Source organism: Roseovarius sp. THAF9, assembly GCF_009363715.1.
Classification (GTDB): Bacteria; Pseudomonadota; Alphaproteobacteria; order Rhodobacterales; family Rhodobacteraceae; genus Roseovarius.
In genome coordinates, this window is sequence record NZ_CP045404.1 from 3,749,117 (window position 1) to 3,772,967 (window position 23,851).

A 23,851-nucleotide genomic window follows, 5' to 3' on the forward strand; every position below is an offset into this window, starting at 1 on the left:
GTCTGCGTCGTGGTTCGCTCGGGCGAGAAAGCCGACGCCGTATCCGCCAAGCTCATGTCATCTGCTTGCCAATGGCGGCGCAATTTTATAGCTGGTCTGCGACGTGGTTTCGCAACAATCTGACCAAAGGATCACAATATGAGTTTCCGTCCGCAACCTCCCGCGCCCGCGCGCCCCAACCGCTGCCAGCTGTTCGGCCCGGCCTCCAACCCCAGCCTGTTCGAGAAGATGGCCGCGTCGAAGGCCGACGTCATAAACCTCGACCTTGAGGATGCCGTGGCACCGTCGGACAAGGACAAGGCCCGCAAGAACGCCATCGAGGCAATCAACGACATCGACTGGGGCAAGAAAACCCTCAGCGTACGTATCAACGGTCTTGATACCCAGTATTGGTACAAGGACGTGGTTGATCTGCTGGAGCAGACCAATGGCCGGCTGGACATGATCATGATCCCCAAGGCGGGGTCCGGCGATGACATCTACGCCGTCGACGCGCTGGTCAGTTCGATCGAAGCGGCCATGGGCCACAAGAAGCGCATCGCGTTCGAATGCATCATCGAAACCGCGATGGGCATCTGCCATGTCGAGGATATCGCGCAAGGCAGCCCCCGGATGGAGGCGATGAGCCTCGGCGCCGCCGACTTCGCCGCCTACATGGGGATGCAGACCACCGGCATCGGCGGCACGCAGGAAAACTACTACATGCACCGCAATGGCGAGAACTACTGGGTTGATCCGTGGCACTGGGCGACCGCCAAGATCGTTGCCTGCTGCCGCACCCATGGCCTTCTGCCGGTCGACGGCCCCTTCGGTGACTTCTCGGATCCCGAAGGCTTCCGCGCGCAGGCGCTGCGTGTCCTGACGCAGGGCATGGTCGGCAAATGGGCGATTCACCCCAGCCAGGTCGAGGCGTGCAACGAGATCTTCACCCCCACCGAGGAAGCGGTCACCGAGGCGCGCGAGATCCTCGAGGCAATGGAAGAAGCCAAGAAAAAGGGACTGGGGGCCACCACCTACAAGGGCCGCTTGATCGACATCGCCTCGATCAAGCAAGCCGAGGTCATCGTCAAATCGGCGGAAATGATCGAAGACTGACCTGCTATCTTGCTGGACAGGACGGCCCCCGGCGTTTCGGGGGCCGTTTTTCTTTGCAGATCTCGCTTTCTGACGCATGCGTGAATACAGTTTTGCAAATGTCACGGGACATCCCATTGCGACTGCGGCTAGGCTCCGGCACAGGACCAACCGCTTCAGGGACAGACGATGACGACTCCGCCGCTTCGTGCCGCCGACATTCTTGCTCAGCGACTTTACCAGGCGGGGTGTCGCCACGCGTTCGGTATGCCGGGCGGCGAAGTGCTTACCATCGTTGACGCGCTCGAAAAGGCAGGCATCCGGTTCACGCTGGTCAAACACGAAAACGCCGGCGGGTTCATGGCCGAGGCCGTACACCACCGCGACGGCGCACCTGCGATCCTTGTCGCCACCGTCGGGCCCGGCGCCATGAACGGCGTCAATGTCGTCGCCAATGCCGAGCAGGACCGAGTTCCGATGATCGTGCTTACCGGATGCGTCGACGCGGACGAGGCGCTGACCTACACGCATCAGGTCCTTGACCATCGCGCCGTCTTTGCCCCGATCACCAAGGCGACATTTCAACTGACGGCCGTCGGGGCCGGCATCGTGGCCGACAAGGCGGTGTCGATTGCAACCGAGCCGCGATGCGGTCCGGTCCTGATCGACGTGCCAATCAGCGTGGCGGATACGCCCGTTTCGGCAGATATCCCGCGCCCCGTTCGACCCGCCGCATCGCCGGTTGCCCCCAGTGGTGCCAACGCCGCGCGTGCGCGCACGGCTCTGGCCGAGGCGGAGCAACCTGTCGCCATTGTCGGTCTGGACGTGCTGCAAGACAGGTCACATACCGTTCTGCGCGCCTTTCTGGAACAATTCGGCATTCCCTTCATCACCACCTACAAGGCCAAAGGCGTCCTGCCGGAAGACCACCCGCTCTGTCTTGGCGCCGCAGGCCTGTCGCCATTGGCCGACACGCACCTGCTTCCGCTGGTCGCCCGGGCGGACCTTGTCTTGTGCATCGGCTACGACCCGATCGAGATGCGCACCGGCTGGCGCAACGCCGTCGACCCGACGCGGCAGACGGTGATCGACATCGCCGCTGTTCCAAACACTCATTACATGCATCAGGCAACGCTGAACTTCGTCGGCCATACCGGAGAAACGCTCGAGATGCTGGCCCAGAATACCGCGGTCCGCGAAACCTGGGCGGACGGCGCGCCGGGCAAGTCGCGGGCGGCCTTGGCCGACGCCTTTCCGCATGGCGATGACTGGGGCCCAGCAGGAGTCATCGCCGAAACCCGTGCGGTCATGCCCGATACCACGCTTGCCACCGCCGATAGCGGGGCGCATCGGATTCTCCTCAGCCAGATGTGGCGCTGCAGCGAGCCCCGCGGTTTGATCCAATCCTCGGGTCTTTGCACGATGGGGTGCGCCTTGCCGATGGCCATTGGCCTCAAGATCGCCGAGCCGGAAAGGCCCATCATCAGCTTTTCTGGCGATGCGGGTTTTCTGATGGTCGCGGGCGAGCTCGCGACCGCGTCGGAACTGGGGCTGACACCGATTTTCCTTGTCTTCGTCGATGCCAGCCTTGCGCTGATCGAACTGAAACAGCGTCAGCGACAGATGCAGAACCAAGGCGTCGATTTCGCACGGCACGACTTCGCTGCCATCGGCCGCTCTTTCGGAGGCGCCGGTCACACGGTGCGCAACCGAGCCGAATTGCGCGCGGCGCTGCAGGAGGCACAGTCCTGCAAGACGTTCACCGTGATCGCAGCCGAGATCGAACAGGGCGGGTATGACGGCCGTATCTGACCCTGAAAGCACATGATCTTGTAACATTCGCCCAAAAAACCGGCGAATTCACACCCGTATCGGGGTAATTCCGCCGAGCGGTACGATTTTTAGGCGATTTTTCGCAGTCGCGCCCCAATCTCGATACACGAAGCTTCACCAATACGTTAGCGCGAACGATACCGTTGTGTGTCTGACTTATCTGTTTGTTAAGCAGGTTTAGCGGGGCGGTCCCGCGCGAGTTACGGAAGAGTTTATGAAAACCGATGTCTTCGATCAGCCCGTCAGCCTGACGCATGAAACTGCCGTTGAGGCGTGGAACGATACGATGCTGGGCTTTCTCGCCCATGCCGCTGTCACGCCTGAGCATCTTGGCAAGGTGCTGGAGGTCGAGCCTGACTTCGCGCTCAGCCATGCGGTCAAGGGCATGTTTTACGTCCTTCTTGGCCGCCATGAACTTCTCCAAACCGCGCACGAGGCTCACGCAGCAGCGCTTGCGGCGCTGGAAAACGTCGGAGCGACGGCGCGGGAACGTAAATACGTCGACGCGCTTGGCGTTTGGCTAGATGGCCGGCCAAGCAATGCCATAGCGCTTCTGGAGGAGGTCTTGACGGCGCAGCCTCAAGATGCGCTTGCGATGAAGCTCAGTCACGCCCTGCGCTTTGTTCTTGGCGATGCCAACGGCATGCGTCGGTCCATCGAGAGGGTGCTCCCGGCCTATGGCCCCGATCACGCCGCAAGAGGCTATCTTCTTGGATGCCATGCCTTCGCGCTCGAGGAGACCGGCGACTACGAGAAGGCGGAAATCGCGGGGCGGCAGGCGCTTTGGATGGCACCTGATGACGCGTGGGGGCTTCATGCCGTGGCGCATGTGCATGACATGACGGCAAATGCCGCGAAAGGTCTCGACTGGCTGACAGGCCGAGAAGCTGCCTGGGCGCATTGCAACAATTTCAGGTATCACGTGTGGTGGCACAAGGCGCTGATGCATCTCGATCTGGGCCAAGTGGACGCTGTTCTGAACCTCTATGACACCCAGATCCGCAGCGACCGGACCGATGACTACCGCGACATCTCGAACGCGACTTCTCTGTTGATGCGGCTGGAGCTGGAAGGCGTTAATGTCGGCAACCGGTGGGAGGAGCTGTCCGAAATTTGCGCCAACCGCACCGAGGATGGCTGTCTTATCTTTGCTGACCTGCACTACCTGATGGCATTGACCGGCGACAAGCGGCCCGGCGCGACGTCGCGAATGCTGCAAAGGATCGCACAGGATGCCAAGTCCAACTGCGAGATGGGCAGCCGCATGAGCGACCCCGGCGTCGCCGCTGCACAAGGGCTGGAGGCGTTTGGTGATGCGCGATACGACGCTGCATTCCTCAAACTTGCTCAGGCACGAGACGGGATGCAGCGCGCCGGAGGCAGCCACGCGCAGCGCGACGTGTTCGAGCGTATGACGATCGATGCCGGAATTCGTGCCGGGTACTTGGATCAGGCCGAAGCAATCCTAGATGATCGACAGTCCAAGCGTGCGGGGCGCGAAGACGGATATGCCGCAGCCCGCCGTGCGCTGATCGCGTCGGGTCGTGGCGGGTATGATACAACCTCATTGCCGGCCGAATAGATCACGATCAACTCCCGGTTTATAAAAAGAAAGACCAATACCATGGCGACCATTTCGCCATCATCCGATTACCAAAAAACCGTCGAGTCCCCTGCCGTCAGTGCGACGCCAGTGGCTACCTTGCGCGATCCCAGACTGGATTTCTTTCGCGGCATCGCGATGTTCATCATCCTTCTGGCCCACACGCCCGGCAACCTCTGGACCAGGTGGATTCCCGCGCGCTGGGGGTTTTCCGACGCGACCGAGATGTTCGTCTTCTGCTCTGGCATGGCGTCGGCCATCGCCTTCGGCAAACTGTTCCAGAGCAAGGGCCTCGCCATGGGCTCTGCGCGAATCGCCTTTCGGGTCTGGCAGGTCTACTGGGCGCATATCGGCCTCTTTTTCGTCGTACTGGTCTGCATGCTCGCCCTGCCCTATCTGGGATTTACGCTGCGCGACTATGTCAGCCAGCTGAATTTGCCGCCGTTTCTCAACAATATCGAAGGCAACATGATCGGTCTCATGACGCTGACCTATGTGCCCAATTATTTCGATATCCTGCCCATGTACCTGGTGATCCTCGCGATGATCCCGCTCATGATGGCCCTTTCGCGGCTTCATCCCCTTGCGGTACTGGGCGCCAGCGTCCTCATCTGGTGTACAGCCAACGTCGAGATGCTCGAACTGGTCAGCGATACCGACGTCACGCCGCTGCAACTGCCCGCGCAACTCTGGTTCCCCGAAGGCCAAGATGAGCGCCCATGGTTCTTTAACCCGTTCGGCTGGCAGTTGTGTTTCTTCACGGGTTTCGCGCTGATGATCGGCTGGCTGCCCCGCCCACCTGTCAACCGGATGCTGATCGGTGCCGCCACGGCTTACGTGCTCTTTTCCTTCGTCTTTTCCTCCGTCGGCATGCGCGCCTATGACTGGCAACCGGCATGGTGGGACAGCATCCGCAGTTGGCAATGGGAGACATACCGCGACTTTGGCGCGCTGCGCAGCAAAACGGATTTCGGGCTGTTTCGCTATCTTCACATGCTGGCGCTTGGCTATCTCGGCTGGGTCGCTGTGGGCGAAGGGGGCAAATACCTCCGGGTCGGTCAGGTTTGGTCCTGGGTGGTGAACAACATCATCATGAAGGTCGGTCAGCAATCGCTCGCTGTCTTCGTGTTCTCGATGCTGCTCGCGCGGCTGTTGGGTGTCTGGCTTGACGAAACATCGACGCTGGAAGGTGATGACCTCGTCCGTAACCCATGGACCAACGCAGTCATCAATCTGGTCGGTTTCGGTCTGCTCGTTGCCTGCGCCTACACAGCGGCTTGGTTCAAGTCGACCCCGTGGAAACCGCGCAAACCGACAAGGTCCCCAATATGAACCGCGCTTTCTCGCTTTCGCGCCGCCAACTGCTGGGTGGAGTCGCAGCTTCGGCACTTTGGCCCATTGCCGCGCGGCACGCAGCCGCCACCGACGGGCCCGAGCCTTTCAGCCGTGAGATGGTGATCGAGTTGGCGCGGCAAAGGTCGCGCCAAGAGTACACGCCACGCGACACCGTGCCCGAAGATTGGCGAGCGCTGACCTACGACCAGTATCGCGACATTCGTTTTCCTCGAGACCATGCGCTCTGGGCCGACACGGACCGCTCCTATAATATCGATTTCTTCGCGCCGGGACTCTATTTTCCGCGCGCCATCAAGGTCTTTTCGGTCGAAGACGGCATGGCGCGCCCTGTGACCTTCGACCTTGCGATGTTCGACAAGGGCGACCTCGTGCCGGACCTGACCAAAACCGCCGAAAGCCTCGGGTTTTCCGGGATCCGCCTACGCACCGAACTTGGTCACCCGGAGTATAAAACCGAGTTCTGCGTATTTCAGGGCGCCAGTTACTTCCGCGCCATCGGCATAGGGCAGACCTACGGCTTGTCCGGTCGGGGTCTGGCGCTGAACACCGCCGGCCCCGAGGGCGAGGAGTTTCCAGGGTTCATCCAGTTCTGGCTGGAAGCGCCCGGGCCGGATCAGGAAAGTATGGTCGTGCACGCCCTCATGGACAGTCCAAGCGTGTCCGGCGCCTATCGTTTCGACATAACACCCGGCGCCGCCAGCGTGATGGAGGTCGAGGCAACACTTTTTCCGCGTGTCGAATTGAACAATGTCGGCCTTGGGCCGTTAACGTCCATGTTTCTCTACGATCAGACCAATCGCAGCCGCTTTGACGATTTCCGCCCCGCGGTGCATGACACCGACGGGTTGCAGATGCTCAACGGCAATGGCGAGATGATCTGGCGGCCATTGGCCAACCCGAAAGAACTGCAAGTGTCCAGCTTCGTCGATACCGATCCGCGTGGGTTCGGGCTGATGCAGCGCGCCCGCAAACTGTCTGATTTTGCCGACCTTGAGGCGCTTTACCACAACCGGCCCGGCCTTTGGGTCGAACCGAAAGGCGACTGGGGCCGGGGCACGGTGACGCTGGTGGAAATTCCGACACAGGAAGAGATCTACGATAACATCGTCGCCTATTGGCGACCGGCCGAGCCCATGCCAGCGGGTCAGCAGGTGGATCTGTCCTATCGGCTGACATGGGCGGCGGAGGCACCAGTGCAGGGCGACATGCCCCGCGTGCTGAACACCGCCATGGGCAAACGGGCCTTTGGCGAGGGCCGGGTCGTCGTGATCGATTTCGAGGACAGCCCGCTCTTCGATGACGGACCGGACGAGATCGACGTGCATATCCATTCGCCGCATGTCGAGGTCAGCGATGGCGTCCTGCAACGCAACCCGGCCACTGGCGGGCTACGGCTGGCGTTCAATTTCGACCCCGGCGAACGCGGCCATGTCGAACTGCGTGCGCAACTGCGCAAGGACGGACAGAACGCGTCCGAGGTGTGGCTCTACAGGTGGACGTCATGAGTATGAACGACCTTCGGGTAATGCCGCCACTGGCCCCGCTCGACATGCCCGAGCAGGATCTCGACGCTTGTTATGCAGATCCCAAGGCGCCTCCGGCCCGACCGGAAGAACACGTCACGCTCTGGCGTTGCGTGGTCTTCATACCGGCGATTCTGGCGACCATCGGGTTCATCTGGTTCATGTGGGACTGGTTCGGTGCCGATGGCATCACGTGGGTCGAGGGCACGCTCCTGGGCCTGATGTCGTTCAACGTGTTCTGGCTCTGCCTGACGGTCACCACGGTCTTGCTGGGCATCGGTTCCTTGACGCAGGCGTTGAAGCGTCCCGGCCATCCACGACCCCTGAAGGTGGCGCTGTTGATGCCAATCTACAACGAGGTTCCGTGGTACGTGCTCGGCAACGCCCGTTCCATGCTGGAAGAACTGAGGGCGCGCGGGGGGCCGCATGAATACGCCATGTTCATCCTTAGCGATACGCGGGACGACGCTATCGCCCGTGCGGAACAGGATTCCATCCGCTCGCTTCAGGCCACGCTGTCTCCGGGGCTTCGCATTTACTATCGCAGACGGGCCGAGAATACCGACCGCAAAGTTGGCAACATCACGGACTGGGTTCAGAACTGGGGTGCTGACTGGCCCGCCATGCTGGTGCTGGATGCCGACAGCCTAATGTCCGGCCGCGCAATTGGTCGCCTGACCGATGCGCTGGCACAGGATCCGGGAGCGGGTCTCATTCAAAGCTGTCCGCAACTCATCGGCGCCAACACCGTTTTTTCCCGGATGCAGCAGTTCGCCAACGGCGTCTATGGCACCGCTTTGGCCGAGGGGTTGGCCCGCTGGACCGGGCAGGAAGGCAACTACTGGGGTCACAACGCGATCATCCGCACCGAGGCTTTTGCGGCCAGCGCCGGCCTGCCGCACCTGCGTTCGCTGACGGGCCGCGATCAACTGATCATGAGCCACGATTTTGTCGAGGCCGGTCTATTGCGCCGGGCCGGTTGGGGCGTGCGGGTCCTTCCGCGCATCCGCGGCTCTTACGAGGAAACGCCGCCGACTCTGATCGACCACATTCAACGGGACCGCCGCTGGTGCCAGGGCAACTTGCAACACCTGCGCCTCTTGTCGACGCGCGGCCTGCGGACCGCCTCGCGTTTTCACATGTTCCACGGCGCGATGAGCTATCTCGCCTCGCCGATCTGGTTCGCGCTTCTGGTAATGTGGGCGCTTATGGGCGAGGGCGGCGACAAGTCCGTGCTGACCTATTTCCGTCCCGACAACCCTCTGATGCCGGTCTGGCCCGAGATGACCGAGGCGAAACACGTCCTGATCATCGCGCTTATGTATTCGCTGCTATTGCTGCCGAAACTACTGGGCATCCTGGTGGTCCCGCTGACACGGTCGCGCTTTGCCGAATATGGGGGGCCATGGCGTTTTGCGCTGTCATTCCTGTCCGAACTGGCGCTGTCGGTCGCCTATGCGCCAATCCTGATGGTGCAACAGATGATCGCGGTCTTCCGCACCGTGTTCGGCCTGCAAAGCGGCTGGAGCCCACAACAGCGTGACGGTGGCCGCTACGGCCTTGGGACCTTGCTGATCTGCCATGCGCTGGAAACGGCAAGCGGTGTCCTGTTGGTCGCCGGCATGGCGGCGGGGCTGGTGTCGCTTTGGCTGCTTCCGATCGCGGTCAGTCTTGTTCTGGCCGTTCCCCTGTCGGCCCTCAGCGGCGTGTCGCTGAAGGGCTTGGTGTCCAAGTGGATGGGAACCAAGGAACTATGGCGCGAACCCCCGATCACCCAGGCCGCGCGGCATTACCGCGCCGAACTGAAGCAGGCTCTGGAAGGCAAGCCACCCTCGCGGCAGGCTGCAGAGTAACCAAGGCTCAACTGTCGTAGGCCGTTACCGGCAATCCCGTTTCGATCCAGCCCTGCCCGACGTCGGAACCCAACATGCCTTCGGGTACGTTGATGACCCGGGTATACCCTGCCTCGGTCAGGGCAATGCTCAGCCGTGCGGAACGGACGCCACGCGCGCAGATCAGGGCGATCGGCACATCCTTGCGTGCGCCCGTCAATGCATCGAGTTCGGCAATGAACCCGGCATGCCGCATGTCGATTGGATGGGCGCCTTGGCCAATGCCTGTGCGCGCCCATTCGTCGGGCCGGCGAATATCAACCAGGATGATGTCGCCAGCTTTTGCCGCCTCGAAGGCGTCACGGACCGAGAGCGCAGCACCGTCGAATTGCGGCCTTGACCAGACCGCCCAGCCAACACCGGCCGCCGCGGCAATACCCATGCCGGCCCCCAGCAGGGCGCGGCGAGAAAGGCGCGAGGCGGGTTTTCCTGTCATCTTTTTCGTCCTTAAGGGTCCGCGCTCAACGTATCGCGGCCCTGTGCGCCTGTCATGGTCCAAACCCTCACCGCGCAGCACGTTCGCGTGCGCGGGCAAGCCAGCCAAGCGATATCTCGGTGTCACCCGAGGGCTTGTATTCCGCACCCAGGGGGCGGGTCCAACCAAGCGCGTCGATCTCGCGGAACACCATGTCATAGTCTAGGTCGCCGTGATCCGGCGCACCCCGGTCAGGCACCGCAGCGAACTGAATATGCCCGATAACAGGTAGGACCGCTTGCAGGCGCGCGACCACATCGCCCTCGACCCGCGCCACATGGTAACAATCGAACATCAGCTTCAAGTTCGGCGCGTTCACGTCTGCGATCACCTGCTGCGCATGGTCGGTGGATTGCAGAAAATAGCCGGGCGCGTCGAACGAGTTGATCGGCTCGATCAGGATGGTCCTGTCGAATGCGATGTCACAAGCATAGGCAAGGTTGTCCCGGAAAACCGACTCGGCCTTTGTCCCCTCCGCCCGGCCTGCCATGACATGGATTGCCTCGGCGTCTGCTGCGCAAGCGTAGTCGACAGCTGCATCGATGGCGGCGCGCGCGTCCACCGCACGCCCCGGCAGGGCGGTCAGGCCGAAATCCCCGGCGGATACGTCGCCCCGAGCCGTGTTCAGGCCGAGCAGGGGCAGGCCCGTCTCCTTCAGCGCGTCGCGCAGAGCCTCGGGCGGCGTGTCGTAGGGCCAATGACATTCCACCGCATCGAAACCGGCTCGTGCGGCCGCACAAACGGCCTCCGGCAAATCCAGCCGCGACCAAAGGAAACCCAGATTGGCGGAAAACCTCGGCATGAGAGTTGCTTGACCCGCTTTTGCAGATAGGACGACCCTGCTAAATCATGAACATAGACGATGCATCGATCCAAGGGAAAACACCATGAAGGCCGTGTTGTTCGATCAGTTCGGCGTCACGCCGAAGATCGCAAGTGTTCCGGACCCGACACCGGATGGCAAGGGCGTTGTCATCGAGGTCGGCGCGACGGGTGTTTGCCGCAGCGATTGGCACGGCTGGATGGGCCACGACCCCGACATCTCGCTTCCACATGTTCCCGGGCACGAGCTTGCCGGGCGGGTCGCCGCGGTCGGGCACGAAGTGCGTCGGTGGAAGGTCGGTGACAGGGTGACGGTACCATTCGTCGGCGGGTGCGGTACTTGCCAGGAATGCCATGCAGGCCACCAGCAGGTCTGCCACAACCAGTTTCAGCCCGGATTCACGCACTGGGGGTCCTTCGCGCAATATGTCGCTATCGGACAAGCCGATCTGAACCTCGTGGGCCTTCCTGAAACGATGGCGTTCGAAACCGCCGCCAGCCTTGGCTGCCGGTTTGCCACGGCGTTTCGAGCGGTCGTCGATCAGGGCCGCGTCGGCGCCGGGGAATGGGTGGCGGTGCATGGCTGCGGCGGCGTCGGGCTGTCCGCACTGATGATCGCACGGGCAATCGGGGCAAACACAATCGCCATCGACATTTCGGATGAAAAGCTTGCCCTTGCCCAATCCTGCGGCGCCTCTGCCACGCTAAATGCTACGACGATCGCCGATGTGGTCGACGCGGTGCGCGATATAACCGGCGGCGGCGCGCATGTGTCGCTGGATGCGCTGGGGCATCCCAACACTTTTTTCAATTCCGTCTCCTGCCTGCGCAAGCGGGGGCGTCACGTTCAAGTCGGTTTGCTTCTTGCCGATCAGGCCACGCCGGCCGCGCCGATGGCCAAGGTGATCGGCGACGAGCTTGAAATCCTCGGCAGCCACGGGATGCAGGCACATCGTTACGACGCCATGCTGACGATGATACAATCGGGCGCGCTGTCGCCCGATAAGCTGATCGGCAATCGGATCACGCTCGAGGCATCCATCGACGCGCTGACAAACATGGATAGCTTTGCCGGTATCGGCGCGACAGTGATCACCGAGTTCTAAAAGGCCGGGGGTGTTTTCCGAGCAAAAGGTCTCGGACGACACCTTGATAAGAGCTCTGACGTGCACCGCAATCGAGACCCAGACATGCCATTGCTGGGCGATGGTGGAACTGTGGGCGCTTAGTTGAAAAAATTATGCGCAACCACTTTCAGATAAACCGACTTGAAGGATTTTCTTCAAAAAAATTAAATAATTATGGTGTGCCCGCTGATCGGTTGCACTTCCACCCAAATCACGCGATGGTCTGGAGCAGATTGGTGCGCAAACGGGAAAGTGCACCGGGAATCGCTGAGTGGTCGGTGGGAGGAGACGCCGTGATCGTGCGTGCTATTGACGGTTTGAATGAAGTGGTCGGAAAGATCGTTTCCGTTCTGGCCATCATTTTTGCCGGCATCATCATTTATGACGTCGTCTTGCGCTACGTGTTCAGCGAACCCACACGTTGGGCCTTTGACGTCTCCAAGCAGTTGTTCGGATTCTACTTCATCCTGCTTGGCGGCTACGCGTTGCGTCACAATGCGCATGTGCGCGTTGATATTTTGACCGAAAGGCTGGGCCGGGGTGGTCAACGGATCGCGGACCTTCTGGGTTACGTGATCTTCTTCTTTCCCTTCGCCTGGGTGTTTCTGACCCGGTCTTGGGACTTCGCCTCGACCTCCTGGGCGCAAGGCGAGGTCACCTACGGCGCCATTCAGATGCCTGTCTATCCGCTCAAGATGGCCATGTGCGTGGCTGCGGGGCTCTTGCTGCTGCAAGGGATCGCCGAGGTGCTGAAAATCATCCTCGACCGGCAGGAGATCTCGGAATGAACCCGGAACTGATTGCGGTCCTGATGTTCGGCCTGCTTCTTGTGGGCCTTTTCCTGGGGCACCCGCTGGCCTTCGTCCTCGGCGGCACCGCGGTTCTGACCGCGGTCATTGCCGGAAAGCCGATGGTGCTCGGCATCGTCATCAATCGGATTTTCGGCGATGTTCTCGATAATTACACCCTGATTGCCATTCCGCTTTTCGTGCTGATGGCGCGCTTCCTGTCCGACTCGGGCGTCACGGACCGAATGTTCGAAACGCTGCGCCTCTTGCTCAGCCAGGTGCGCGGCGGGCTGGCTTTGGCGGTCGTCTTCATCTCGATCCTTCTGGCGGCGACGACCGGCATCATCGGCGCTTCGATCACCGTCATGGGGGTTATGGCGCTTCGCCCGATGCTGCAATATGGCTACGCGCCGTCGCTGACCGCCGGCGTGATCGCGGCCTCCGGTTGCCTTGGCATCCTCATTCCGCCGTCAATCATGCTGATCCTGATGGCAAGCTATTCGCCGCTTTCGGTCGGCGAACTGTTCGCCGGTTCGATGATCCCCGGCGTGCTTCTGGGGCTCAGTTATGCGCTCTACGTCTATATCGTCTCGGTAATGCGCCCGGATCTTGCCCCGGCGGTCGAACCCGACGAGAAGGTTGAGCGCGGCACCTTGCTGCGCATGCTCGTGGTTGAAGCGCTGCCGCCGCTGGTGCTGATCTTCGGCATTCTCGGCTCGCTTCTGGCCGGCATCGCCACCGCCACCGAGGCGTCGGCCATCGGTGCCGCGCTGGCTCTGCTGATCGTGATCGCGCGCGGACGGTTTCAGCTCGGCACCTTCTACGGTGCGATGCTGGAAACGGGGCGCACCTCGGCCATGATCCTGTTCATTGTCGTGGGTGCGACAGCCTTTACCGGGGTGTTCAATATCACGGGTGGCTTGCGCGCGACGCAGGAACTGATCCGAATGCTGGACATGGAGCCATGGATGCTGATTGCCATGATGATGGCCATCGTCTTCATTCTTGGGGCTTTTCTGGATTGGACCGGGATTGTCCTGCTGTCCTTTCCGATCTTCCTGCCGATCATCGAGGAAATGCCGGATGTGAACCTTTTGTGGTTCGTCGTCCTGATGGCTGTCGTGCTTCAAACATCGTTCCTGACGCCACCCTTCGGCTATGCGCTGTTCTATCTTCGGGCCATAGCGCCGAAAAGCCTGGCCACTGGCTCTATCATTCGCGGCGTGCTGCCTTTCATCGTGCTGATCGTCGCGATGTGCCTGCTCGTCGCCATCTTTCCGGCACTGGTCACATGGCTGCCGGATGTCCTCTACACCAAGTAACCTCAACCATGAAAAAGGGAGAGACCATGACTACCAAGGCATTCGTTTTCGCGGCCGCAGCCGCGACCGCGCTGGCCAGCCAGGCCACCGCGCAGGAAAATTGGACGATGACCACGACCTGGCCATCCTCTCTGGAACTCATCGAAACCGACAAGCACTTCGTCGATCTGGCGAACAAGCTGACGCAAGGCGAACTGACAATCGAGTTCTTCGACGGCGGGTCGCTCGTCCCGTCAGGCGAAGTCTTCGGAGCCGTCGAATCCGGAACGATCCAGGCAGGCGCGGACTGGCCCGGGTACTGGGCGGGACGCGACGCGGCCTTCTCGCCGCTAGCGACAACACCAAGCCTCTTCAACGCGGTCGATTACGTCAACTGGATTCAACAATGGGGCGGCGCGGAACTCTATAACGAGATCTACGGCCAGTACGGCATGGTATATCTGCCCTACGGCGTCACCAACAACGAATCCGGTTTCCGCACCAACGAGCCGATCGTCACGCTGGAAGATCTTCAGGGTAAGCGCCTGCGGCTTTCCGGTCTTGAACAGGGCAAGCTGTTGGAACGCCTGGGCGGCAATCAGGTGTCCATGGCCGGCGGAGAGATCTATCAGTCTCTGGAGCGTGGCGTGATCGACGGGGCCGAGTTCTCGACGCCCAATGTCGATTGGTCCGGTGGTTTCCAGCAAGTCACCCAATACTGGGCGACACCGGGCTGGCACCAGTCGGCGTCCGTTTTCGGCGTGATGATCAACAAATCCGCGTGGGACGCGCTGAGCCCCGAAACACAGGAAAAACTTCAGATCGCGGCAGACGCCACGCTTCTTTGGTCGCTGGCCTTTACCGAGAAACGGGCGACCGAGGCCTACGCCAAGTTCGACGAGGCGGTCGAGATCAACCGCTATGATGAAGAGACGCTTTCCAAGGTCCAGGAAATGGCCAATGAAGTGATCGTCGAGACGGCTTGTGCTAACCCCAACTCGGCCAAGGTCTATCTTAGCATGGTCGAGTATCTCGAAGACTACGCTCAATGGCGCGATGCCTCGGCACCTTTCAATCTCGGGCGCACACCCGATGGGCCCGATGCGGCGGCTCTGCGGGATTGCGCCGGTTAAAGCGGGGCGACTTTGACAATCAGATGCCCGCCCTCGTGGCGGGCATTTTTTGCGGCTCTCTGCGTTTCATATCCGCGAGTGCCAAACACTCGCAATACCGACGCAGGGCCGCCAGTATGTCGGCGTTGAGCAGACCATCGAACAAACGCGGGGTCACTGTGTTTCAAATAAAGAAGGCGCCCGCGGGTGCCTTTTTTGTCTGGCCGGAGCAAGAGGATACAAACCTCCGGCCCCTGCCTCTCGAAGACAGTTCAGAAATCAAAACTATAGAAAAGCAAGGCGTTTTGATGGCTCATACCTGCGTAGTATCCCCGAAGTCCGTCAGATATCTGGTACGGCACCAAAAACATCGGAACTCCATGCTCAGCATCTTTTTGCCGGCATCCCACGTCAGAAATTCTCGAAATTCGATCACGGAACGATACGCAATCTCTCTCTGAAAACCCAAAATCAGTACGGGTTCAGCCCCAATCTTGACACAAGGTTCCGTAAAAAGAAACGAACCGTTTCCGCGGTTTAGGTGGCAGCTTGTGAGGGGCTAATGAAGAACGAAACAATCTCTGTTGCATTTGTCCTGCCGTGTCTTAACGAGGTTGCGACGCTCGAGAAGTGCATTCTCAGGGCTCAGGTCGCTCTGGCGGAAATCCGGGAGAAGTTTGGCCTTTCCGGCGAAGTGATCGTTGCTGACAACGGCAGCACCGATGGCAGCCAGGACATTGCCAGACGCGCTGGCGCACGGGTCGTGGATGTGCCGGAACGCGGCTACGGTGCGGCGCTGCTCGCCGGGTTCGGCGCGGCGAAATCGCAATATCTTGTTATGGGCGATAGCGATTGCTCCTATGACTTCGTCGAAGCTGTCCCGATGATCGAGGAGCTGTTGAACGGTGCCGACTTGTGCATGGGCAACCGGTTTCGCGGCGGTATCAAGCCCGGCGCGATGCCTTGGAAAAACCGCTACATCGGCAATCCAGCCCTGTCGGGTCTCCTGCGGTTTCTCTTCAAGACCGATATCGGCGACGCCCATTGCGGTCTGCGGGCCCTGACTTCGCCCGCTTTAAAGCGTCTCAACCTGTCGTCCTCCGGAATGGAGTTCGCCTCCGAAATGCTCCTGAAATCCGTTTTGCTGGATTACCGGATCGCGGAAGTGCCGGTCACCCTTTCGCCCGATCAGCGCGGTCGCGATCCGCATCTGAATCCGTGGCGCGATGGGATGCGGCACCTCATCTACATGCTTTTGCTCAGCCCAAGCTGGCTCTTTATGGTTCCGGGCCTCGCGCTTGGCCTGCTCGGTCTTGTGCTAATGACCGCCCTGCTGGCCGCGGGGGGCAATGACTTGGTCCAAATCGGCGGTTTCTTCTTTGGAAGCCACTGGGCTGTCATGGCCAGTGCCGCCATGGTCATCTCCATGCAGACAATCATCATGGGGTTGTTCGCCCAAGTCTACAATTACAAGGCACTGATCCGGCGGCCCAGCAAACGGGCCATAGCCTTTCTCACCGCGTCACGACTCGAATACTGGCTTCTGGCAGGCCTGTTGCTGATTGTCGGCGGTCTGGCATGGATCAGCACCATCACACTCGGCTGGATCGCATCTGATTATGCGGGCCTCAGCGCGATGCGTTCGATGATCGCGGCCGGAACGATGTGCGTGATCGGTGCGCAGGTATTCTTTGCCGGTTTCCTGATGTCGGTGGTCTCCGGCAATCGGTCGCAGCATCTGTATGCAGCAAGTGTCTGACCAAAGCTGGCAGATGCGATGATGAAGCAGGCAAATATCATGGGCGGGGCCGAAGCAATACAAGGCCGGCTCTGGATCGCGCTGGCCATCACGGCCGGCGCGGTTCTGGGGATGGTCGCCCTCTTCATGGCCAGCAAAGCGTCCTTGGCCAGCCTTGCGGCCATGTGCGCCCGCGTTCCCCTTTGGACCTATGGCGTCATTGCCCTTGGCCAGGCCACAATCGTATTGCTAGCTGCTGTCCGCTGGCGCGTGTTGCTGAAAGCCGTGTCGCCACGGGGCGAAACCCTCGCCCTCCGCCATGCAACCGCGGCGACGACATCGGCCGCCATTGCCGGGCAGTTTCTGCCGATCCAGCTTTGCACCCCGGTCATTCGCGCATGGTTCGCTTCGCGTTTCGATATCCCCGTCCTGAGATCCCTCGGCACGTCGGCATTGGAGCAAACATTTCAGCTTCTCGTGCTGGTCGGCGCGGCAGGACTGAGCGTAATGTTCCTGCTGCCAACACCCGGCTGGATGTTCGATGCGAGCGCAGCGATACTGTTCATGACGGCCCTGATCGTCTTCGTCCGGCTTGCAATTCAGCTGGCGTCCAAACTGCTGGTACATGTCGCGGATCACGAAACGCCACTTCTGTCGCGCACCGCCGGCCGCCTGCGTCTGGGTTTCGAAAGAGCCGCGCAGTTGCCCGACGGCATCCTGACATCGATAACCGCGCTGAGTCTGCTTGGGTATGCTGTCCTTGCCGCGCTAAACGTCCTGCTGCTCAACGCCATCGCGGGCGTGGATATCCTGCCCCTTCTGATCGCCTATCCGTTGGTTCTGTTTCTGATGTCGCTGCCCGTTTTACCCGGTGGGCTTGGCGTGGTCGAAGCGACATGGGCGGGCATCCTCGCGCGCGAAGGCTTGCCCTTCGATCAGGCGGTCGAGGCCGCTCTGGCGTTGCGGGTGGTCTCGACCCTGGGCTTCTTCCTGATCGCACCGCTGCTCCTTGCCGACCTCCGATTAAGCAAGCGGAGCGCGCCATGACCCGGCCCTGGCTTTCCGTGATCATGCCGATCTTCAACGGCCATGCGACGCTGGACACCGCGCTGTCATCGCTTGTAGGGCAATGCGACGGGCTCGAGATCATTGCCGTCGATCAAGGGTCAACCGATGGTAGTCGCGATCTGCTACAGGCGGCGCAAACCCGTCTTCCGATCCGGATCATCGACAACCCCGACGGCAGCTCGTGGACCGCGAACACCAATATCGGCCTGCATGAGGCCAGTGCACCGCTTATCACCATGCTGCACCAGGACGATGTCTGGTCGCCCGGGCGCGCCGCGCTTCTCAAGGACATGGCCGGCCGGCATCAAGTGGTCGACATCTGGGTGCATGGCGCTGACCTCATTGACGAACACGAGGCAACGGTCGGTCAAATGTGTCCACCATTCGGGGCGGCGCGCCGTGTTCTGACGTCCGAGGAGGCGATGTCGCATCTGATCGTGCAAAACACTCTGGCTCTGCCTGCTGTCATGTTCCGGCGTGACGCCGCGCTACAAAAGGGCGGTCTTGATGAGGCGCTTTGGTACACTGCGGATTGGGATCTTTGGCTGAGCCTTGCACAAAACGGTTTGGCCTGGGATCCCGGACACGCCTCGGCGTTCAGGATACACGCGAACTCCCTGACCATGACCGGTTCGCGGAACTTGCAGTCCTTCAAACGTCAGTTGGAGATACCGCTCGATCGCCATCTTGAGCATCTGCCGGACCGGCTCAGGCGGCGGGCCCGCAGACGCGCTGAGGCAGCCAACGCGCTCAACGTCTGTTTGGCGGGCCTGCATCATCGCAGTCTTCGCGGCGTTGGTTCAGCCCTTCGAAAAGCTTTCATGCTTGGCCCTAACGAATGGCGCGAATTTTTCACGACAACACAGATCGTGAACAGGTTGGCACCTCGGGTGAAACTGGCAATGAAAAGAGGGACATGAAATGGGATCTATCGGAGCAAGCGTAAGACGTGCCTTTGGCCCTTATGAGAGGCACGTTTCGGAACTTTACCGCCGTGTATTCATCGATCTGGAGAGTCTGGCGGACTGTATCCAGGATTGGGCAGACCCGACCGCCATCTGTGAAATCGGTTGCGGCGAGGGCGCATTGGCCGAACGCCTTTGCCGGGACTTTCCTGATGCGTCCTACCTGGGCATCGACATAATCCCGCAACTGGGGCGCATGTATGACGGGGAACGTGCCGAATTCCGCCAGATCGCCGCGCAGGACCTGGCCGAAGAACGCAGCGGACAGTTCGACCTGGTTGTCATCAACGATGTCATGCACCATGTGCCGGTCGCAATCCGCGCGGACATCCTGCAAGCCGCGAAAAAGCTTTTGATGCCCGGCAGTGTTCTGGTGTTCAAGGACTGGCTCAGACGCAGCACGCCCATTCACGCGGCCTGCTACGTGGCCGATGTATACATAGGTGGCGACAAGAACGTCGCCTACATGGCCATGGAAGAGCAACGGGAGCTGATCGCTTCGGTATTCGGGTCCGAAGCGGTCGCGGCGGAGCAATCGATCAGACCCTGGTCCCAGAACCACGCCTTCAAGGTTGTCAGATAGGCCATTGGGTATGACGGTAACTACGTGCATGCAGCTTCCGGGACTCAGTCAAGAACAAAGGCTCACATTTGCGATAAGGCTGTTCATCCTGGTGAAAGTCGCCGCCCTGTTTGTGCTGGCGATCAACACGCGCTTTGTGATGGATGAGTTTTGGCACTTTACCCAGCCGGTATATCTGTTCGATGGCACCTTCGACACGATATGGCCCAAGAAAGCGGTCGGCTACGCGGTCTTTTACGAACTGTCCCACCTGATCGGCTGGGATGCGACATCCATGCTGATCACGGGCCGGTTGACCACAGCCTGCGTTGCGCTGGCGTTGACCGTTTGCATCTACAAATGCGCCCGCGCCCTAGGCCACGAGCGTATCACTGCGTTACTGGCAGTGGCGCTCCTGCTCAGTTTCAGCAGCTATATCGAGCGCGGATTCCGACTTCGGTCCGAACCGCTCGCCACGCTATTTTCGGCCTCGGCCGTTCTGGTCGTCATCCGATATGAAACCGACCGAGCCAAGACCCTTTTTATCGCGGGGCTACTCAGCGGGCTAGCCTTCGTGACGACGCAGAAGTCGGTTTATTTCAACTTTGCATTGGGGGCCGCCTTGGTGGTTGATGCCCTCTGCATGCGATCTGCCTCGCGCGCGCTCTTTCGTGGAGGGCTGCTCATTTTCGGTTGGGCCGGCGCCATTCTCTTCTACGGCGCCCTGCTGGGCGGCACCGCGATGCCGCAGGTCTTGAAGGTGCTTTTCCTCGGGCCGGTCGAACTCGCCCTCCACGGTGGCAGCTACTATGAAGGGCTGGATGCCTTCGTCCGGCAGACGCTCTTGCGCAACGCTTTGCCCTACGCGCTGGTATGTCTTGGCCTTGTCCTGTCAGCTGCGCGTATTCTCAAATGCGACAGTGCAGCTCGGATATTCCTTGTCCACGCGGTCCTGATCACCGGGCTTGTCTTCTTTCACAATCAGACATGGCCTTACGTGTTCTCAATGGCGCTGCCATTCCTGGCGGTCTTTGGGGCTGTGGCGGTGACTGTCCTGCTGCGGCAGAGGGCAAGCCGATCCGCAATGGCGCTGGTCATCCTGTCTGTGATCGCGGTACAGAGCATTGTTCGCAATGTGCAGTATCTGGGCCACGACAACCGCGCTCAGCTGGCACTCGTCCAACAGGTCGAAGCACAGCTTGCGCAGGACGAGACCTATTTCGACGGCATCGGCATGATCCCGAGTCGCCGTATGGAACCCCGCTTGTGGCTCGATGCCCAGGCCGTCCGTAAAACGAAAGAAGAAGGGCAGAATTCCACGCTCTACGGCGCATTACTCCGTGCCGAGCCGCACCTTGTCATTGCGACCTATCGCACAGACGGGTTGGGCTCCGTATTCGGAAGTGCTCTGAATACGAAATACGGCTTTCTTACATCTCATATTTTGCTGCGGTTCGAGGCTAATCCAATGCTGACACCTCCAAAGGCCGAGCGGGCTCCGCTCTTCAACGGTATATATACCGATTGAGTCGTGCTGGGATGCCGGAGGTCATGCCTCACACGGCGCGACACACTGCGATTATCGGAGCCATGGGGGGCTGCGCGATTGTCTGGCACGTATCAGGGCTCTTCGGCGTAGCGATGGGCACGCTCGAGAGGTATCACGCGCACTACCATCCCGACTACGTGAAAACAGCCGTCAACGTCGCCCACAAAATGGGTAACGATAAGTGTCCAACGGGCACGTCAACGCTGTGCGTCACGCCAGCCTACCTCCGATGCCGAAGCGGCAGACGCCACCGTAAGGCGAATTCGGTGTCACATTTCTGAAACGCGTCCCAGACAGAAAACATCCTGAAACACCTAAGGGCCCCGAGGGGCCCTCATTTTATTGGTCGGAGTGAGAGGATTCGAACCTCCGGCCCCTGCCTCCCGAAGACAGTGCTCTACCAGGCTGAGCTACACTCCGACCGTGAGACAGCCGATTACAGAAGCCGCATTTCCTTTGCAAGGGCGGAATCGCGTGATGGGCGTCTCAACACCCCTGGCTTATCCGTCCGCGAAAGCGCTCGAAATCTTCCGCCATGATGCGAAAGGACTTCTTGTCGTGTTCTGGCGCGCCGATACTTGAATAGAAAGCCTGCGAAGTTGCGTTGCTGCCATCGGTTTGCCAGTCTACCCGTACGCACCCTGCTGCCTGCGCACGCGCCAGCAACCAGCATATGAGCGTCCGCCCGACGCCTTTGCCACGAGCAGACTCGCTGACGAAAATTTCTTTCATGTAAAGCGCCACTCCGGCGCCGGCAGGCACGGTCAGCGTCCAGATCGCAAAACCCAACGCCACATCTCCCTCGAATGCCATAAGGCAGGAAACATGCCGCGCGTCATTCAAAAGGTCGACCACGCGCCGTTCTTGTTGGGGTGTCGCTGCAGAGATCCCGTAGTGCGATAGGCATTCACGGTAGAGGAGCAGGAAATCCGGCTCCAATTCCGGGCGATACTCCAGCGTTTCGATCAAAGGCCGTCGGACAGCGCGGCGACGATTGCATCGCCCATTTCGCTTGTCGTCACGGGCTGTACGCCTTCCTCACCTAGCAGGTCCGCCGTGCGCAGGCCATCGGCCAAAACTTTCTCGACCGCGGTTTCGAGACGTGTGGCCTCATCCCCCTGATCGAAGCTGTACCGCAGCGCCATCGCAAAGCTGAGGATACAGGCAATCGGGTTCGCCTTGCCCTGCCCTGCGATGTCGGGTGCCGAGCCGTGCACGGGCTCATAAAGCGCTTTGGGCCGTCCATTGGCCATCGGCGCACCGAGGCTGGCCGAAGGCAGCATGCCCAGGCTGCCCGTCAGCATCGCGGCGGCATCCGACAGCATGTCGCCAAAGAGATTGTCGGTGACGATAACGTCGAACTGCTTGGGCCAGCGGCAAAGCTGCATCGCGCCGGCATCAGCATACATATGGCTCAGCTCGACATCCGGATAATCTTCGTCATGCACCTTCTGGACCACCTCGCGCCACAGGATGCCCGACTCCATGACGTTGGCCTTCTCCATCGAACAGACCTTGTTCGACCGGCGCCGCGCAAGCTCGAAGGCCGACCGCGCGACGCGGTCGATCTCGGACTCGGTGTAGCGTTGGGTGTTGATGCCGACCCGCTCGTTGCCTTCCTGAATGATGCCGCGCGGCTCACCAAAATAGATGCCGCTTGTCAGCTCGCGCACAATGACGATATCGAGCCCTGCCACGACGTCTTTCTTCAGGCTGGAGAAATCCGCCAAGGCGTCAAAGCACTGTGCCGGGCGCAGGTTGGAATAAAGATCCATCTCTTTGCGCAGGCGCAACAGGCCGCGCTCCGGCTTGACCGAGAAATCCAAGTTGTCGTATTTCGGTCCACCCACCGCGCCCAAAAGCACCGCATCAACGGATTGCGCCTTTTCCATCGTGTCGTCATGCAGCGGCGTGCCGTGCTTGTCGTAGGCCGCGCCGCCGACAAGATCCTCGCTTACGTCGAACGCCATGCCGCGGTTGGATCCGAACCAGTCAATCACCTTACGGACTTCGACCATGACCTCGGGGCCGATTCCGTCGCCGGGCAGAATAAGAAGCGAGGGGGTGCTCATGCGCGATCCTTTCGAAACTCTTTTCCATCGCCTAGCCTGAGCCGCGGGGAGGGTCAAGAAAGGTAAGGCTTCAATCCCGTTGCAAGAGCCTGCCAGACCACGGCAATCCTTGGTGTGTGTCGCAGAGCTTGATGGGTCGCGAGCCAGACCGGAAGGCTTGGCAGGTCGATATCGAAATCGAGATCCTCGACATCATCGTGAAGTTTGCCCAGCGCCTTCATGCCAAACCCGACGCCGCATCCCGCGCGGACCAGTTCCCAACCCACTGTGTGACTGTCGCACCGAAAGGCAAACAGCTCGCGCGAGGCGGGCATGTCGCGTTCCTGCATGCCGCGAATGATCTCCTCGTTCCGGTCATAGCCGATCAGAGGATGGTCATAGAGGTCCGTGAAGGTGCGCGGTCGTCCTGCGCGTTGAAGGTAGGCGCGGGAAGCAAACAGGCTAAGCGGGAAATCTCCAAGGTGGCGCGCCACCAGTTCGAGCTGTTCCGGGCGATACATGCGCACGGCGATATCGGCCTCGCGGAACAGAAGGTTTTCGGTGCTGTCCGAAGGCATAAGGTCAATGCTGATGCCGGGATGCTCGTTCCTCAGCCGGGCCAGGATCGGCGGCAGGATATAGACCGACACCGTCTCGCTTGCAGTAATTCGCACCGCGCCGGTTGCCTGTGTCTGCTGCCCGGCGGCCGTAAGCTCGATCTCTACCATGGCGCGATGCATCGCGCGTGCGGGTTCCAGCAAGGACTGGCCGCTTTCAGTCAGTTCGAGGCCCTTTGCTTTGCGGTGAAACAGGACCTGGCTAAGTTGCTCTTCCAACTGGCGGACTTGGCGCCCAAGTGTCGGCTGGCTGGCCCCCACAAGCCGGGCTGCGGCGGAAAGCGACCCCTTCTCCGCCACCGCAAGGAACGCGCGGACGAGCGACCAATCCAGATCTGACATGCGGCTTACCATTCATAAATGAATACCTTATGAGCGAAATTTGGCAATTCCTA

The 23,851-nt window shown here is 60.5% G+C and carries 20 protein-coding genes and 1 tRNA gene; 15 read left to right on the plus strand and 6 right to left on the minus strand.

The window, feature by feature from the left end:
• Positions 1-138: 138 nt before the first annotated feature.
• The 6 genes from FIU86_RS18410 (at position 139) to mdoH (ending at position 9,242) form a co-directional block, all read left to right on the plus strand.
• Entirely contained in the window at positions 139-1,095 is a 957-nt protein-coding gene (locus FIU86_RS18410; protein ID WP_152476412.1) for a CoA ester lyase, read from the plus strand.
• A gap of 168 nt (positions 1,096-1,263) precedes the next feature.
• Positions 1,264-2,886: a thiamine pyrophosphate-binding protein gene (locus tag FIU86_RS18415; RefSeq protein WP_152476413.1), complete on the plus strand. Its 1,623-nt coding sequence runs from the start codon at positions 1,264-1,266 to the stop codon at positions 2,884-2,886.
• A 235-nt stretch (positions 2,887-3,121) separates the two neighbouring features.
• Entirely contained in the window at positions 3,122-4,489 is a 1,368-nt protein-coding gene (locus FIU86_RS18420) for a tetratricopeptide repeat protein (RefSeq protein WP_152476414.1), read from the plus strand.
• A gap of 42 nt (positions 4,490-4,531) precedes the next feature.
• A complete protein-coding gene (locus FIU86_RS18425; protein ID WP_152476415.1) occupies positions 4,532-5,842 on the plus strand; it encodes an OpgC family protein in 1,311 nt (436 codons plus the stop codon).
• Positions 5,839-7,371, plus strand: coding sequence for a glucan biosynthesis protein (locus tag FIU86_RS18430; protein WP_152476416.1), 1,533 nt, complete (start codon positions 5,839-5,841; stop codon positions 7,369-7,371). Before FIU86_RS18425 ends, FIU86_RS18430 begins: the two co-directional genes overlap by 4 nt.
• Positions 7,372-7,373: 2 nt before the next feature.
• The gene (gene mdoH / locus FIU86_RS18435; protein ID WP_152477229.1) at positions 7,374-9,242 is read left to right on the plus strand and encodes a glucans biosynthesis glucosyltransferase MdoH; all 1,869 of its coding nucleotides are present in this window, start codon (positions 7,374-7,376) and stop codon (positions 9,240-9,242) included.
• A 7-nt stretch (positions 9,243-9,249) separates the two neighbouring features.
• Here the strand turns inward: mdoH and FIU86_RS18440 are convergent, their stop codons facing one another.
• Together FIU86_RS18440 and FIU86_RS18445 are read right to left on the minus strand one after the other, a co-directional pair.
• The gene (locus tag FIU86_RS18440) at positions 9,250-9,717 is read right to left on the minus strand and encodes a rhodanese-like domain-containing protein (RefSeq protein ID WP_152476417.1); all 468 of its coding nucleotides are present in this window, start codon (positions 9,715-9,717) and stop codon (positions 9,250-9,252) included.
• Between the two features lie 67 nt (positions 9,718-9,784).
• The gene (locus FIU86_RS18445) at positions 9,785-10,558 is read right to left on the minus strand and encodes a hydroxypyruvate isomerase family protein (protein WP_152476418.1); all 774 of its coding nucleotides are present in this window, start codon (positions 10,556-10,558) and stop codon (positions 9,785-9,787) included.
• 85 nt (positions 10,559-10,643) lie between these two features.
• Here FIU86_RS18445 and FIU86_RS18450 point away from each other — a divergent pair, with 85 nt between their 5' ends.
• From FIU86_RS18450 to FIU86_RS18490, 9 genes are all read left to right on the plus strand, one after another.
• Positions 10,644-11,684: a zinc-dependent alcohol dehydrogenase family protein gene (locus tag FIU86_RS18450; RefSeq protein ID WP_152476419.1), complete on the plus strand. Its 1,041-nt coding sequence runs from the start codon at positions 10,644-10,646 to the stop codon at positions 11,682-11,684.
• 134 nt (positions 11,685-11,818) lie between these two features.
• Positions 11,819-12,493 carry a TRAP transporter small permease subunit gene (locus tag FIU86_RS18455; RefSeq protein WP_254703884.1) on the plus strand — a complete coding sequence of 225 codons (675 nt, stop codon included), beginning with the start codon at positions 11,819-11,821 and terminating at the stop codon, positions 12,491-12,493.
• Complete coding sequence (locus FIU86_RS18460; RefSeq protein ID WP_172977552.1) at positions 12,490-13,815, plus strand: TRAP transporter large permease subunit; 1,326 nt, start codon at positions 12,490-12,492, stop codon at positions 13,813-13,815. The genes FIU86_RS18455 and FIU86_RS18460 overlap by 4 nt, the downstream gene beginning before the upstream one ends.
• A 26-nt stretch (positions 13,816-13,841) precedes the next feature.
• Positions 13,842-14,927 (plus strand): TRAP transporter substrate-binding protein DctP, encoded by a 1,086-nt coding sequence (gene dctP / locus FIU86_RS18465; protein ID WP_152476420.1) that lies wholly within the window; start codon positions 13,842-13,844, stop codon positions 14,925-14,927.
• A 541-nt stretch (positions 14,928-15,468) separates the two neighbouring features.
• Positions 15,469-16,665: a glycosyltransferase family 2 protein gene (locus FIU86_RS18470; protein ID WP_152476421.1), complete on the plus strand. Its 1,197-nt coding sequence runs from the start codon at positions 15,469-15,471 to the stop codon at positions 16,663-16,665.
• Positions 16,666-16,683: 18 nt separating this feature from the next.
• Positions 16,684-17,691, plus strand: coding sequence for a lysylphosphatidylglycerol synthase transmembrane domain-containing protein (locus tag FIU86_RS18475; RefSeq protein WP_152476422.1), 1,008 nt, complete (start codon positions 16,684-16,686; stop codon positions 17,689-17,691).
• The gene (locus FIU86_RS18480) at positions 17,688-18,632 is read left to right on the plus strand and encodes a glycosyltransferase (RefSeq protein WP_172977553.1); all 945 of its coding nucleotides are present in this window, start codon (positions 17,688-17,690) and stop codon (positions 18,630-18,632) included. Before FIU86_RS18475 ends, FIU86_RS18480 begins: the two co-directional genes overlap by 4 nt.
• Position 18,633: 1 nt before the next feature.
• Positions 18,634-19,260: a bifunctional 2-polyprenyl-6-hydroxyphenol methylase/3-demethylubiquinol 3-O-methyltransferase UbiG gene (locus tag FIU86_RS18485; protein WP_152476424.1), complete on the plus strand. Its 627-nt coding sequence runs from the start codon at positions 18,634-18,636 to the stop codon at positions 19,258-19,260.
• A 28-nt stretch (positions 19,261-19,288) separates the two neighbouring features.
• Entirely contained in the window at positions 19,289-20,767 is a 1,479-nt protein-coding gene (locus tag FIU86_RS18490) for a glycosyltransferase family 39 protein (RefSeq protein WP_172977554.1), read from the plus strand.
• Positions 20,768-21,131: 364 nt separating this feature from the next.
• On the opposite strand, the gene FIU86_RS18495 is transcribed toward FIU86_RS18490, so the two are convergent.
• From FIU86_RS18495 to FIU86_RS18510, 4 genes are all read right to left on the minus strand, one after another.
• Positions 21,132-21,208, minus strand: a tRNA-Pro gene (locus FIU86_RS18495).
• A gap of 66 nt (positions 21,209-21,274) precedes the next feature.
• The gene (locus tag FIU86_RS18500; RefSeq protein WP_152476426.1) at positions 21,275-21,757 is read right to left on the minus strand and encodes a GNAT family N-acetyltransferase; all 483 of its coding nucleotides are present in this window, start codon (positions 21,755-21,757) and stop codon (positions 21,275-21,277) included.
• On the minus strand, positions 21,754-22,860 hold the full coding sequence (gene leuB / locus FIU86_RS18505) for a 3-isopropylmalate dehydrogenase (protein WP_152476427.1): 1,107 nt from the start codon (positions 22,858-22,860) through the stop codon (positions 21,754-21,756). The genes FIU86_RS18500 and leuB overlap by 4 nt, the downstream gene beginning before the upstream one ends.
• Positions 22,861-22,913: 53 nt before the next feature.
• A complete protein-coding gene (locus tag FIU86_RS18510; RefSeq protein WP_254703885.1) occupies positions 22,914-23,798 on the minus strand; it encodes a LysR family transcriptional regulator in 885 nt (294 codons plus the stop codon).
• Positions 23,799-23,851 lie beyond the last annotated feature (53 nt).